This is a genomic window from Paraglaciecola hydrolytica (genome assembly GCF_001565895.1).
Taxonomy (GTDB): domain Bacteria; phylum Pseudomonadota; class Gammaproteobacteria; order Enterobacterales; family Alteromonadaceae; genus Paraglaciecola; species Paraglaciecola hydrolytica.
Window position 1 is genome coordinate 1,183,061 of record NZ_LSNE01000003.1, and the last position, 14,670, is coordinate 1,197,730.

Genomic DNA, 14,670 nt, shown 5'->3' on the forward strand with positions numbered 1-14,670 from the left:
ACTGAAGACTTTTTAATGGGTGCAGCCTTGCGTTATGAAGATTTTACAACCTTTGGTAGCACCACAAATTATAAATTAACCTTTCAGTATTCGGTGACAGATGATTTCTCTTTACGTGGTTCAACCAGCACAGGTTTCCGTGCTCCCACGGTTGGTCAGGCTAACGTAGTGAATACCCAAACCTCGATAGTTGGTGGTAATTTAATTCAAAGCTTCACCGCACCACCTACCGATCCTTTATCGGCATTTTATGGTGGTAAAGAATTAACACCTGAAGATTCAACTAGTTACGCATTAGGCGGAGTTTATCAATCAGGTGACTTTTTTGTCAGTGTCGATTATTACAATATTGAAGTAACTGATCGTATCGCTCAATCCAGCCAGATCAGCGTGCAAGCTGCTGATTATGCTCAACTAAGAGCATTAGGTGTGCAAAACCCAGAGCTTATTTCTGCAGTAACTTATTTTGCTAATGACTTTGATACCACGACCCAAGGACTTGACGTGGTAGTCAGTTATAAGGCAGAAATTTTTGCAGGTAATGATACCAACTTTAATCTAGCGTATAACTGGAATGAAACAGCAGTCGATAAATTTAATCCTGATACCACATCATTAGGTAAAATTCGTCGTTTAGAGGAGGGTCAACCGGACCATAGAGCAACCTTCACCGTGGCGCAAAACTGGGATAATTTCAGTGCCTTTATAAGGGCTAATTACTTTGGTGAATATTTTGCGGTACATGCTGATGATGCTGAACCAGGTGGTTGGAATGAAGTAGCTGATTCAGCCTTTACCATAGATGCTGAGGTCAGTTATTTTGTAAACGAGCAGATTACCCTTTCAGCTGGTGCAACCAACCTGTTTGATCAAAAAGCACAAAAGCTATCAGCAAATTCTTATGGTGATCAAGGTGGTGTGTACTATGAAAGCGGTCCCTTTGATTACAACGGTGGCTTTTATTATGTTAAAGCTAGTTATAGCTTCTAAGGCTAAGACGGCCTGATAACAAAACCGTAGCCTTGTTATATCGACAAGGCTATTTTTGTCATTGTAACAATCTGAACCACATTATTCTGCAATAAAGCTTACTAGCCTTTTGTGGGATTGACTGGAATAATGCCTGCATTAGTAATAATGCGGTAGATAGCCCCATCACAACACTCAGTAATATCGAGGCAAGACATCCCATAATGAAATCGATTAACAACGATTGGCAGCCTTACCAACAGCATTTACAGGCATTTTTGCCATCGACTTCTGCAGCAGTGAGTGGTTGATATGGATAGAAGAAGCTCGACCTTAGAAACAACCTATCTAAAATGCCGCAGCCAACTTGAAAGGTTTATTGGCCGTATTGTTAAGCGTGATGATATTGAAGATATTGTACAAGAGACCTTTATTAAGAGTTATGAAGCAGAGTTGCAACATGAGATAACGTTTGAGCGCACTTACATGTTTAAAACCGCGCGTAATTTAGCCCTCAATCACGTTGCAAAAGCCAGTGAAAAACATAATCAATCATTAGACGATTATGATGAAATGCCTGCAAACTTAACCACTCAAAGCCTTGAGAAACAAGTTGAGAGCAAACAGCGCTTTTTAGATTTTTGTCGCGCCACCGATACCCTTTCTCCTGAAGTGAAGCGGGTATTTTTAATGAAAAAAATCTATAGCATGAGTCAAAGAGATATTGCTCTGCATTGCGGTCTGAGTGAAAGTACCGTTGAAAAACATGTCGCCAAAGGTTTACTGCAATGTTCTGTGTATCTGCAAAAACTTAACGAACCACAGCAACATACAGGCACCAACGCCCCTCTTAAAATGCCTAGACCTCAGCGAAGAAGTTAATGACTAATATAAAAGCATTTAATCGTAAAGAAGATATACAGCTGCAAGCCTGTGAATGGATCAGCCGAATAGATCGTGGTTTAAGCCCTGATGAACAGCATACATTGCAGAATTGGACCACTATCAGCGAGTCTCATCGGCAGATATTGTTTGAAATGGCACAAACCTGGGATGACTTAAGTGTTCTCAATGAACTCAATGGCTTGATGCCACTAGAGCGTATCGATGGGCAGGCTCGTTATACCCAACCGCATAAAATTTTGTGGCCTTTGGCCGCCAGTATTGGTTTTTTAATGGTCTCGGTACTCACTTGGTTAGTGTTTAACCCCAGTCAGATTCACAGCACTGAGCAACTAATCACTAGGCTTTCAACAGAAGTGGGTGAGCAAAAACCTGTGATGTTGACAGATGGTTCAGTGGTTTACCTGAATACCAATTCTGAGCTGCAAATAGACTTTTCTGCTAGCCGCAGAACTATTCAGTTAATTAAAGGTGAGGCGCACTTTGAGGTCGCCCACGATGAAAATCGCCCCTTTGTGGTTGCTACTGCACACAATACCGTAACAGCTGTAGGTACGGCGTTTAATGTACAATTGCTTGATAATCAGCGTTTTGAATTGTTGGTGACCGAAGGTACAGTACTGGTTCAAAATGCCCAACAACTCCGTATTGATGAAACAAGCAACACACCAAATAAGGCTTTGCAGGGTACAGGAACCCTTTTAAGCGCGGGTCAAAAAGCCATGGTCGCAGCAGAAGATCCTCAAGCTGTGAGTTTATCCCTAGAACAAATGCAAAATGAGCTAGCGTGGCGCCAAGGCATTGTGGTATTCAACGGTGAGCCTTTAGCCGAGGCAATGATTGAAATAAGCCGTTATATGCCAGTGCATTTTGAATTGGCCGATGAGCAAGTAAAACAACAACGTGTTGCGGGATTTTTTAAGGCGGGAGACATCGACGGATTATTAGCGGCTTTACAAAATAATTTTAATATTAGATACCGCAAGTTAGATGAATACACCATTCAGTTGTTGTCTTCAAACTAGTTTTTTAAATTTTACGCTAAAGTGAATACTGCCATTTTGACAGTATTCCTTGTCATTTATTTGAAAGATTAAATTCTCAAGCCACTTGAAAATATATCGTGGTAGACTCACAAAATGACTCACCTTGCCACAGCATAACTGACTGAAATATGCGTTTTGTTTGCCTCATCATATTACTCTTTTCAAGTTATTTATCGGCAGAGACCTTATACCCATTTAATATCGAACAACAAGCCGCAGATAAGGCACTAACCCTTTTTGCCCAGCAAACCAATACCACCTTATTATTTCCTATAGAATTAGCTGAATTGGAAACCGCCAATTCACTGCATGGTAGCTATAGTCTAGAGTTAGGTATAATAAAATTACTCGAAGGCACAGGTTTATATCCCGTTAGTGAAGCTAATGGCAATATCAGCATAAAAGCGATTAAATTTATAACATCCACTCAACCAAATATCGACCTTCAAGCCAACAAGCCAAGTAAAGTTACAAGCAGCATCGAAAAAATTGCCGTAGTAGGCAGCCGTTCAACTCCACGCTCTGTTATTGATTCTCCGGTCCCGCTGGACATAGTGAGTGTTGATGAATTTACTCGCCAAGGCGCCAGCGATTTTAATTCGATGTTGGCCACCTTAATCCCTTCTTTTAACGTTAACGACCAACCAATTAATGATGCATCCATGCTGGTTAGGCCTTCTAACCTAAGAGGCTTAGCGGCAGATCACACCTTAGTACTAATCAATGGCAAACGCCGCCATCGTTCATCCGCCATCACCTTTTTAGGCGGAGGTTTATCTGATGGAGCACAAGGTGTGGATTTATCGACTATCTCCGCTTCATCAATCAAACAAATTGAGATCTTGCGCGATGGCGCGGCCGCCCAATATGGCTCAGACGCCATAGCTGGGGTGATTAACTTTGTATTAAATGATGACGATGAAGGTGGCAATCTAGAAACCCGTATTGGTAGTTATGGGCAGGGTGATGGAGAGTTGCTACAACTGCAAAGCCATATGGGGTTTTCCTTACAAAAACAAGGGTTTGCCCATTTAAGTGCCGAATACAAACAACAAGCCGGCACCAGTAACAGTGTGCAGCGTGATGATGCCTTAACACTGATTGAGGCAGGTAATACGGCAATCAGTGAGCCGGCGCAAATTTGGGGCATTCCTACAATCCACTATGATGTAAAACTTGCCGCCAACTTAGCTTACCAGCTCAATGAAGTTGACGAGTTTTATACCTTTGCCAACGTCGCTAAACGTAAAATAGAGGGCGGGTTTTATTTTCGCCACCCTCACACTCGTAAGGGAGTATTTGAGGGGCAGACTGACGATAATGGTGTTTCTCACTTACTGGTGGCCGACCTTGATGGTCTAGGGCAAGGCATTAGCTGCCCGCAGGTTACTTTGCTTGATGACAATGTATTAGACGATGCGGATTATGCCTTGATTGCTGATAATTCAACGCCTGTCGGGCAAAACTGTTTTGCCTTTAACGAGGTATTTCCCGGCGGTTTTACCCCACAATTTGGTGGTGTCATGAGTGATGCGGCTCTTGTCAGTGGACTTAAAGGCCACACCCAAACAAACTGGTCTTATGATATCAGCCTAGGATTGGGTTATTCAGAAATTGACTACAGCATCAGTCAAACCGTTAATCCTTCTTTAGCTAATCTGTCGCCAACCCGCTTTTCTCCTGGTTTAGCAGCCCAATATGAGCGAAATATCAATATCGATTTATTTAAGCCATTTGTCTTGGGAGCTGATTCTAAACTCAATGTGGCAGCCGGTATGGAATGGCGCCGCGAAACCTATAGGCAAAAAGCCGGTGATCTGGCCTCTTATGCCGTGGGTGAATTTGCCTTTGATCCCAATACTGGTTTATCCCAAGGTTTTAGTGTCGGCTCTAACGGTTTTAACGGCTACAGCCCCAAATCAGCAGGTAGTTGGCAACGTAGCAACTGGGCGTTTTACACTGATGTAGAAATGCATCTAAGTGAGGCCTTTTTATTTGGCTTGGCGGTTCGTTATGAAAACTTTAGTGATTTTGGCGACAATCTAAGTGGTAAAATATCTGCCTTACAAGCCCTTAACGACATTTTTACCCTCAGAGCTTCACTCAGCACGGGATTTAAAGCCCCTACGGTTGGGCAAAGCAATGTAGTCAATGTCACTACCGCTTATGCCCCTCAGGGTTTAGAAGATCAGGCTACACTGCCACCGACCCATCCCATTCCAGTGCATCTTGGCGCACAACCATTGCAGGCTGAACAATCCGTGAATATGAGTTTTGGTGTGGTCAGCGAACCCAGTGACAAGCTCTATCTCACTCTCGATTATTTTAATATTCGTTTAAAAGATCGGATCAGTACCACCTCACCGCTGTATTTAAGTTTCGATGATATTAAAACGTTGGTGGATGCCGGTGTGAGCGAAGCAAGTAATTATGGTAGTGCAAAGTTTTTCACAAATGACTTTGACAGCAGTACACAAGGTCTTGATTTTGTGATGCACTATGACACCCATATTTTTGACATCCGTACGCGCATCATTTTTAGCTATAACTGGACCGATACCCAGGTTGATAATGTTAATTTATACCCGCAAACCGATACAGATGGCACTGTGGTAATGGAAAGTAATTTAAGCCCACAACGTATTCAAATGATTGAAGACAACCTACCCCAACATCGCGCCAATTTTAGCTTTGAGCAAACCTTCGAACGATTCAGTAGTTATTTTAGGCTCAACTATTATTCTTCGTTTTATGAAGATCATCTCAATGCCGCTGCAGGTTACGACATTTATGCAGGCGCAGAAATCACCCTAGATGTTGACCTAAGTTATCACCTTAGCCGAGGGTTCAGGGTATCACTTGGCGCTAAAAACTTGTTGGATAATCGCGCCGACATTAACCCCTACGCCAATGTTGCTGGTTCACTCTACCCCACCACCTCCCCCATAGGATTGAGTGGCGGTTTTTATTATCTGCGTGGCATCTACGATTTTTAAACAACGGTACGACATCTTGAATTGCAAAGAAGTGTAAAACTCTCAGACATCCTTCGATGTGTATGGTTAAATATCGCGGTAAGTCGCAGCAACGCTGCTCTTAGCAGTAAAGCAGTAAAAAATTTAATCAACAACTTTAATTTAGAGAAAACGATGGCATCAGCAAAATTTCACAATAGTTTCAGACAATATCACCGTTGGTTAGGCTTTTTCCTCGCGGGGATCATGGCAGTTTATTCAGTTAGCGGCGTTTTATTAATTTTTCGCACTACCGATTTTTTAAAATATGACTATGTAAGCGAGCATCAGTTAGCGCCAAATTTAAGCAGCAAAGATCTTGGCCAAAATTTAAAACTCCGCAAATTTAAAGTGGAAGCAGAAACTCCACAAAACATCGTTTTTAATGAGGGTGAATATGATAAAACCACGGGTATCGCCAAAGTCACTAAAAAAGACTATCCCGCGCCACTGGCCAAGTTAGTTAAACTGCATAAAGCCAATACCAACAGCCCCTTGTTTTTTCTTAATATCACCTTTGGTCTGGGTTTATTATTTTTTGTGATCTCCTCATTTTTGATGTTTATGCCCAGGGCCATGACCTATAAAAATGGTCTTAAAATCGCTACTGGCGGAGTGGTATTTGCGCTGATAGTGGTGATCTTTAGTTCTTAATTTTGCTATTTAAAAAGACAATTTTATCGGAGATATTATGGGTGCTAAACACAACAACATTGGCTCGTCTAAGTACACTGCACTAGCAATCTGGCTGCTAACAAGTGTGTTAGCAGCGCCTGTGGCATTGGCAAAAGATACCGCCACAAAACACTACAGTATTGATGAAGCCGTCAACAGCTTTGATATGAGTAAAACTGTAGAAACAAAAGTCGGTTACCAATATTGGTTCGCTGACAAACAATTCGCAAATGGTAAAACCTTAAAACTCAGCGTGGTTGCCCCCCAGCAAGCAACCCATGCCCCGCATAAACACGCAGAAGATGAGTTTTTTTTAGTGCTTGAAGGCACAGCAGAATTTTATTTAGACGGAGAAACTCGTACCGCAGGCCCTATGACGAGCTTTTATTGCCCAAGTTGGCAGATGCACGGCATTAAAAATGCGGGGGATACTGAGTTAAAATATTTAGTTGTTAAGCAGTATTTAACCAGCGAAGAATAGGCCATCTGTAAAACAATATAGGCTCCTGAGGAGCCTATTTAAACTTGATCAATAGATTAAACAGTTAATGAATCGTGTACCACGACCTTGTCCCACAAGTGCGAGCAATTTTCTACAAAGGCTAAATGAATCGGATGTTGCTGATAGGTACTCTGCCCTGCCAAGTCATCAAAAAACATCAGTTCAAATACACTAAAGCTGTTATCTACCACGTCACGTTTTTCGGTATTGGCAGGCACACCGACATGCAAAGATTTCACTTCTGGTACCTGTTTTAAGGTTTTTAAACCCGCGATCAGCGCATCACGATCGGCCACAGAATCTGGATTTTTTAACCAAAAATAAACGGTGTGCACCACCTGGCCGGTATTAGCCTCTATTCCAGCACCTACAGCACTGGCTGTCGCTAACGTCGCCGCACTCGCCGCACTCGCCGCCATAAATTGTCTCCTGTTTAAATTCACAATTGCTCCTTGGTATTTACAAACTTAATGGTATGAGTCTAACAAAAAGTTGGGTTTTAACTAAAACAAAATCACCACAATGGTAAAACGCAATGTCTAAAAATTTATGTCAATATAAAGTCTATTTTACCGACAATACCATTGACGGTTGTTTGCCAACACCTTCAATTTTTATATTGTCTTTACTAAATTCCACAAGACTGTATGCGGTTTCAGGCGTATCCAACATGGCGTTAAATGTCACAAAATGTACACCATTTCTAAGTCCATAGTTACCCACATGATTATGCCCATTGAACCACGCTTTTACATTGGGATAGTGATCAATCATGGCTAATACCTCTGCGCTGTTCCATAAATTATGTTGGTCTTCTGGGTAAACCGGAAAATGACTAAGCAATACTACGTTTTTATTATTGCCGTGTGCACAGTCCAATTGTTGTTTTAACCATGCCAATTGCTCTTCACCTATGGCACCATTCCAAGTTTTCTGCGCACTATATTTAGACGCATAAAGCGCCATATTTTGTTGGTGTTTCTCACTGGTTTTAGGCCAAGCATAAGTACTTACGTCATTACCATCTAAGGCAATGAACACCCAATTATCAATGTCAAAACTATAATATCGTGCTGGCATATTGAGCAACGTGGCTATTTGCATTTTGTACTGGTCATCCACTGAAAATTCGTGATTACCTAAGACGTGATAAAACGGCGTGTTTAGCGCTTTGCTGATATCAAGCACTGTGGCAAAGCTAGTAAAATCCTTGTCTATAAAGTCACCAAGATGAATAACAGATACAAGAGAGTGGGTATTAAAATCATTGACCGCTTGCGTCAATTTTACCGGACAAGTGGTATAAAGCCGAGACCCTTTATCTGCTTGATCGGCATACTGACAATCGGCAACCACCCCTAGCACAAAGCTATCCTGGGTTTTAGCCGCCACCCCAAATCCCGACACTAAAAGTATGCAAATAAATGTCGGTAAAACAATCTTGGTGATTTTCATGAAATGCTCTAATTAAATTCAGTTGCCCAGTTTTACGAGGTTAGCATGTGGCTGAAATTGGTAAAATATTTTTGAAAGCAAAGAGGTGCTCTCTATCACGGTATTTTTCAAGTATGGCCAGCGGCCACCAAGATATCGCTACGCGACAAAGGCATCGCTTCGCGACGGGGCATGCGCTGCGCTTATTCAGGAATGTGCACTTCGTACACAGAGATTATCGCTTCGCGACGGGGCATCGCTTCGCGACGGGGCATGCACTTTGTGCACAAAGCATGCGCTGCACTTATCAGACATGGCCTTCGGCCACAAAGATATCGCTTCGCGACAAGGCATCGCTACGCGACCGCAATCCATTGCGGGTATGACATGTCATCCATGACACGCCAGTCACTCTTTCTCCAAACAGCTGAGAAAGAGTAACCAGAAAGAAGCCGGCTCCAACCAACTTACTATTCCAATTTTATCAGTACCTTGTTGATCAAACCGGCGCGGAGAGTACGTCCCTATACTCACCTCACCTTGTCCTAACGTCCTGTTAGGACATTTGACAAGGCACTAATAAAATCGGGTAAGTCGGAGTCGCAGTAAAAAAAATTTCTTCGAATTGATAATCGGAGAAGTTAAAAAGCATAGACTCATTTGATTCTATTTTTTATGTTTTCCAAACTCAAATTGATAAGGGTAAATTGATTCTTCATTTATTGCAGTAATCTCAGGGGCAAATTGTTCTTGCAACCAAGTTCTATCTTTCAACTTTGTTTCAACAGCTATCTCAAATTCCATCAAACTTTCTTCTAATAAAAAGACCGAAGGTTAAAAAGACAGCCATTTTTATAAACGAAATCTTCGATTATTTCCTGGCGATACTAAGTTATCTAAATTTCTCAAAATAAAGCGAGTTGATGCAGGCTACGTGCAGATTTTGTGCGTAACCTAGCTTAATTCGAGGATAAAAAAGTGCATTACTAAATCCCAAGCAGCCGCGTTGGTCAACGAGTGTTGTGAGTGGTGTCAGGGTGCAGTTTTTCTTGCGGTTTACGCTGCTTTAAATAAGGCTTTGGCTTTGCCCATGCCGCGTATTCGTTGATGGTGGGTGTGTTGTTTGAATTGTTGCAGCATGTGTTCACTGCCCACAGCATTAGAGAAGTGTTTTTCGAACTCTGTAGTGAGCGTTAGCCATTGATCGGAATTTATGCCTAAACGTTCAAGAATGGGACTTTGGCCGGGGTCAATTTGTCCAGCTTTGTCTTCTCGAATACACCGGCCTGTTGTATCAACCAATTCACAATAATCAATCAGACTATAAGCGATGCCTTTAGGCATATTTACTCTGTGATTGCCCACAAGGCGCATGAGTTGATTGGGTTGCTCACCTTGAATTAGTGCGTGGATACGCTGCTGAATACTGGTGTGTTTTGAGGTTTCTGGTGTGGTGTCCATCTTAGCTCGAATAGGGTTTAAGTCGACGTAAGCCATACAAGCTAGTACGGCTGATTCATCTAAAAGAGCTTGTGATTTGAATCGCCCTTCCCAAAATCTGCCGGTACATTCATCTTCTTTATTGGCTTCGCGGGCTATGTATTCATTGAGGTTGCGCATAAACCAACTGATGTCATACAAACGTTGGCGGTAAATAGTGACGGTTTCTGTAACTGCAATTAACTCAGACTCACTCATCATTGTGCGTTGTTCTGGATCAAGGTATTTGTTAGTCAACAACGTACCTTTATGCAAAGAGTGCCAACGCACTAACACCTCTTCCAACGACCAGCTTTGTGCTAAGGCTTTATCCACACACAGCACCACATGCGTATGATTACTCATCACCGCAAAAGCCGCGATATCAATGGCAAAAACAGTCCCCAAAAACAACAAACGCTCTTCAACCCAACCACGGCGATGTTCGTAACTTTGCCCGGTGAATTTATCTTCACCGCACAAAAATGAACGACGAACACAACGGGAAACGCAATGGTAATAAGGAGTATCGGTTAAGCTGATTTGAGTTTTACGTGACTGAGGCATGACAGACCATCCTTGGTTAAGCGATTACCTTAGAGTTTAGGATAAAACTATTTTTTTGCTATTTAAAGATGGGTGTCTTATTTGCTGATCCTTATTTGCTGATCTTACCGGAGAGCGGCCTCTTTCTGGTTACTCTATTCTTGGCTGTAGAAGAAAGAGTAACTGGCTCTCACGGATGTGAGACAAAAACGTCATGGATGACAGTGAGCAACGCGAATGCTCAGAGCGCGCAGCGCATAGTCTCAATGACCGCAGGTCATGCTCTGTCGCGCAGCGATGCCTTCCTCTCGACTCATTGCTCCCCGAATGCCGCAGATTAAAACAGGGTATTATGCATGGATGCATAATGAGTGACTCCGCGCCGGGAGCGCGTATTCACGACCTGTTTTAATCAAAGGTATGACGGGAATAGAGCAATGCTGGAGAGCGGCCTCTTTCTGGTTACTCTATTCTTGGCTGTAGAAGAAAGAGTAACTGGCTCTCACGGATGTGAGACAAAAACGTCATGGATGACGGTGAGCAACGCGAATGCTCAGTGCGAGCAGCGCATAGTCTTCGTGGCCGCAGGCCATGCCCTGTGGCGTAGCGATAAAACAAAAGCTTCGGGGCTGAAGCCCCTCCTACAACAGGAACAGGTTTACGCCTTGTTAAAACGTTTCTTTAAGCAGATTCAGCATGTCAGCCACTGACAACTTAGTCACGGCTTCGTTACCCTCTAATAAATTATCCGCTAAATCCCTTTTATGCTGGTGCAGGGCGACAATTTTTTCTTCTATGGTGTTTTGGGTAATCAGCCTATAGATGGTTACTGGTCGGGTTTGACCTATGCGGTGGGCGCGGTCGGAGGCTTGTTCTTCGACTGCTGGGTTCCACCACGGATCCATGTGGATCACGTAGTCGGCGGCGGTTAAATTTAGCCCTGAGCCACCGGCTTTTAAGCTAATTAAAAAAATATCCCCTTCCCCACTTTGAAAAGCATTAACGCTTTCTTGGCGTTGTTTTTGTGGGGTGGAGCCGTCGAGATATTGATAACTAAAGCCTTTGGTTTCGAGGTGCTGTTTGATTAACTGTAAATGCCCGACAAACTGACTAAAAATCAGTGCTTTGTGATTGTTGAGTCTTAGCTCATCGAGTAATTCATCCAAGGCGGCGAGTTTGGCGCTGGGGATGTCGGTTTCGGCCAATACTAATTTAGGATTGCAACAAGCTTGGCGCAGTTTAACCAGTTCGGCGAGCATCTTAATGCGCTGTTCGCCGACGTTAGATTGCTGGTCGTTTTGGCTAATATTGTCGATGGCGTTAAGTCGTAGGGCTTCGTAAAAGTCTCGTTCTTTTTGACTCATTTCTACCCGAATATTAATGTCGGTGCGCGAGGGCAATTCTTTTAATACTTGGTTTTTCATGCGCCGTAAAATAAAAGGTTGGATCAAAGTTTTTAGCCCTTGGCTGGCTTTGCGCGCGGCCAGTGGATCTTCTTTAACATTTTCAATGGGCAGGGCAAAACGTTCAGCAAAGCGTTTGATGTTGCCAAGTAAACCCGGATTAATAAAACGGAACAAACTCCATAGTTCACTTAAGTTATTTTCGATGGGGGTGCCTGTGGTGATCATCTTAAAATCGCCTTTTAAGGCATAGGCGGCTTTGGTGCGTTTGGCCAAGGGGTTTTTCAGGGCTTGGGCTTCATCGGCGACTATGGTGTGCCAGCGCACTTGTTTGAGTATGTCACTTTCCCGTTGCAGCAGACCGTAACTGATGATCACACAATCAAAGGGGTTTAAGTCATTTAACAAACTTTCACGTTGCAGGGTATTGGTCGAGTCGGCAAAGAGTTTGATATTCAGCGTAGGCGCAAACTTGAGCGCTTCTTGTTGCCAGTTAAAACACACAGAGGTAGGCGCAATCACTAAACTTGGGCCATTGCTGGCGCGCGCCAGTAAAATAGCCAGGGCTTGTAGGGTTTTACCCAAGCCCATGTCGTCGGCTAAACAGGCCCCTGCCCCCCAATGCGCTAGGCGCGAGGCCCAGTCAAAACCTTCTAACTGATAAGTACGTAACTGTGCTTGAAAGGTAGATGGAATAAGCGGTTTAATCTTATTGGCTTGATGCATTTTTTGGGTTTGCTCATCCCAGGCATGCAGGGTTTTCATGCGCATGCCACTGGTGGCTTCTTCCATTTGCAAGCTGGCTAAGGGGTGAAACTTTCCGTCGTCGGTGACTTGATTGATGAGTTCGAGTTTATGGCGTAAGTCATCAGACAAGGTAAGTATTTGCTCTGCGCCCAGTTCGATAAAACGACCATTACTGGTTCTCACCAATTCTAGCAATTTACGCAGTTCAAGGACTTGTTCATTGTCTATTTGCAGCTCACCGCTAATATCAAACCACTCATTTTTTTGACTAAAGGCCAGTTGCAAATGCTGACTGTCGAGCTTTTTAGTTAAAGTTATTTTTTTGCCCTTGGGCCAGCGCAATACTAAGGCAAATGCGGCTTGGCTAATGGCAATTTCTAGCTGCTCAAGGGTTTCTAGTGCGCTTTGTAAGTCGTCTACTACTAAGCTGTTATCCGGCATATTTAAAAAAGCCGGGCAAGCCTTATCGAGTTGATCGAGCAAACTTTCTTCGTATATTAAGTCGCGTTGAGTGGCCAAACGTTTGCCGTTGATGTCGGTGGTTAAACTGGCATTACCCACACCAGGTTTAAAGGCCGGTCCTTGTTCGCCAAAGGGCATGACCACACAAGTAAAGGCGAGGCCGTGTTGGGTGGGCTGAATATTCACCACCAAATTGCTATCACATTCATGGTTTTCTAGGCCGGTATCCAGCTCGGTAATGTCCGATTGAATATTTAAAAACGAGGCAATGGCGGCTATGCCTTCAAGGGCTTTTTGCTTGGCGCTGAGCGGAATTAACAAACCCGACTCACCAATGATCTCGGCCACCTTGATATGCTCAGGCGAAAACACCGTGAGCTGATATTGCCTATCGTTAATCGCCTTAAAATCGTATGCACTTTGGCCCTCGTATTCGTCAAAGTCGGCGGGTAAATCGGCAATACTTAAACACAATTGCTCGCCTTGTTGGCTGACTAATAATTCCGGTTCACGTTTGATGATCTCAATGTTTTGTTCTAAGTCGTCACAGTGATATAAGTTGTCTATGCCCACTGCCGCTTGCAGTGCAGACAAGCCCTGCAAGCTATATTCGGTTTTTGCGTAATAACCCCAACTTTGATAAACCTCTATCACGCGGCACATATTTTCATCGCTGTCACTGAGGTAGTCGAATAACTCGGTTTCTTCTTTTAGGCGTTTTAGTGCCACAGTGCGGCCTTTGCTCCAGCCTGATTTACTTAGTTTTTGCTCACGGGCCGTTAAACGGTGACCATAACTGGCCTCATATTCCCAAATTAAACGCACAGGTTTGCTTGGCGTGTCTTTTGTCTGTGATGGATTTTTTTCGTTGTTTGGATTGAGCGCAATAAGTTTATCGAGGGCTAAGTCCCATTCTGACTTGGTCGTAATCAGGCTGGAGACATCAATTAAGCTTGATGCGTGTTTTAACTCCGGCTTTTTATTGCTTTCTTTATTACTCTCTTTGTTACCGAAGAACGCAGCCATTTGCTCACATAGCTGAGCAAATAAGGGGTAAGCCAGTTGATTAAAGTTAGCCTGATAATTTACGGCTAACTTAGCCAATGCGGGGGCTTTGGCCTTATTACACCACAGATGGGCCAATAAATAATTAAAATAACTGAGTTGATGAGAGAAGTAGTCAATCTCTGCTTCAACGCTGCTGTATTTAATATTGATATTATATTTTAGCCCATTGGACAAACAGTCAATCGGTCTAACAAGGCTCTGTCCAAGATGGTAAAAATCGCTGTTAACTTTACGATCACCTTCTTCAAATTCAACTTGTTGCAGGGCTGTAGTAAAGCTATTCACATCCACTTGGTTGGCATGCACTAGCAAGGCCAGTTTATAAAAATACCCCAATACCTCATTGAGATATTGTTTTTTGCGTTTAGCCACTTTGTTTTTAGCCACTATGGCTTGTTCAAAATAGACAATGGCTTTCGGGG

The 14,670-nt window shown here is 43.1% G+C and carries 11 protein-coding genes; 6 read left to right on the forward strand and 5 right to left on the reverse strand.

Annotated features, from left to right (window positions below; genetic code table 11):
* The 6 genes from AX660_RS07650 to AX660_RS07675 all read left to right on the forward strand — a co-directional run.
* Positions 1-990, forward strand: a 990-nt coding sequence (locus AX660_RS07650; protein ID WP_131811773.1) for a TonB-dependent receptor plug domain-containing protein, incomplete at its 5' end; no start/stop codon positions are given.
* 291 nt (positions 991-1,281) lie between these two features.
* On the forward strand, positions 1,282-1,851 hold the full coding sequence (locus tag AX660_RS07655) for an RNA polymerase sigma factor (RefSeq protein ID WP_068374803.1): 570 nt from the start codon (positions 1,282-1,284) through the stop codon (positions 1,849-1,851).
* A complete protein-coding gene (locus tag AX660_RS07660; protein ID WP_068374804.1) occupies positions 1,851-2,897 on the forward strand; it encodes a FecR family protein in 1,047 nt (348 codons plus the stop codon). The genes AX660_RS07655 and AX660_RS07660 overlap by 1 nt, the downstream gene beginning before the upstream one ends.
* A gap of 149 nt (positions 2,898-3,046) precedes the next feature.
* Positions 3,047-5,914 (forward strand): TonB-dependent receptor plug domain-containing protein, encoded by a 2,868-nt coding sequence (locus AX660_RS07665; protein WP_068374810.1) that lies wholly within the window; start codon positions 3,047-3,049, stop codon positions 5,912-5,914.
* Between the two features lie 153 nt (positions 5,915-6,067).
* On the forward strand, positions 6,068-6,586 hold the full coding sequence (locus tag AX660_RS07670) for a PepSY domain-containing protein (RefSeq protein WP_068374819.1): 519 nt from the start codon (positions 6,068-6,070) through the stop codon (positions 6,584-6,586).
* 37 nt (positions 6,587-6,623) lie between these two features.
* On the forward strand, positions 6,624-7,088 hold the full coding sequence (locus tag AX660_RS07675; RefSeq protein WP_068374822.1) for a cupin domain-containing protein: 465 nt from the start codon (positions 6,624-6,626) through the stop codon (positions 7,086-7,088).
* A gap of 56 nt (positions 7,089-7,144) precedes the next feature.
* Here the strand turns inward: AX660_RS07675 and AX660_RS07680 are convergent, their stop codons facing one another.
* The 5 genes from AX660_RS07680 to AX660_RS07705 all read right to left on the reverse strand — a co-directional run.
* The gene (locus AX660_RS07680) at positions 7,145-7,555 is read right to left on the reverse strand and encodes a Dabb family protein (RefSeq protein WP_106404034.1); all 411 of its coding nucleotides are present in this window, start codon (positions 7,553-7,555) and stop codon (positions 7,145-7,147) included.
* Positions 7,556-7,673: 118 nt separating this feature from the next.
* Positions 7,674-8,564, reverse strand: coding sequence for a metallophosphoesterase (locus tag AX660_RS07685; protein WP_068374828.1), 891 nt, complete (start codon positions 8,562-8,564; stop codon positions 7,674-7,676).
* Positions 8,565-9,209: 645 nt separating this feature from the next.
* Positions 9,210-9,347 (reverse strand): hypothetical protein, encoded by a 138-nt coding sequence (locus AX660_RS23170; protein WP_157884312.1) that lies wholly within the window; start codon positions 9,345-9,347, stop codon positions 9,210-9,212.
* Between the two features lie 252 nt (positions 9,348-9,599).
* Positions 9,600-10,589 carry a transposase gene (locus tag AX660_RS07690; protein WP_068374831.1) on the reverse strand — a complete coding sequence of 330 codons (990 nt, stop codon included), beginning with the start codon at positions 10,587-10,589 and terminating at the stop codon, positions 9,600-9,602.
* 647 nt (positions 10,590-11,236) lie between these two features.
* On the reverse strand, positions 11,237-14,670 hold a 3,434-nt coding region (locus AX660_RS07705), incomplete at its 5' end, for a DEAD/DEAH box helicase (RefSeq protein WP_068374839.1).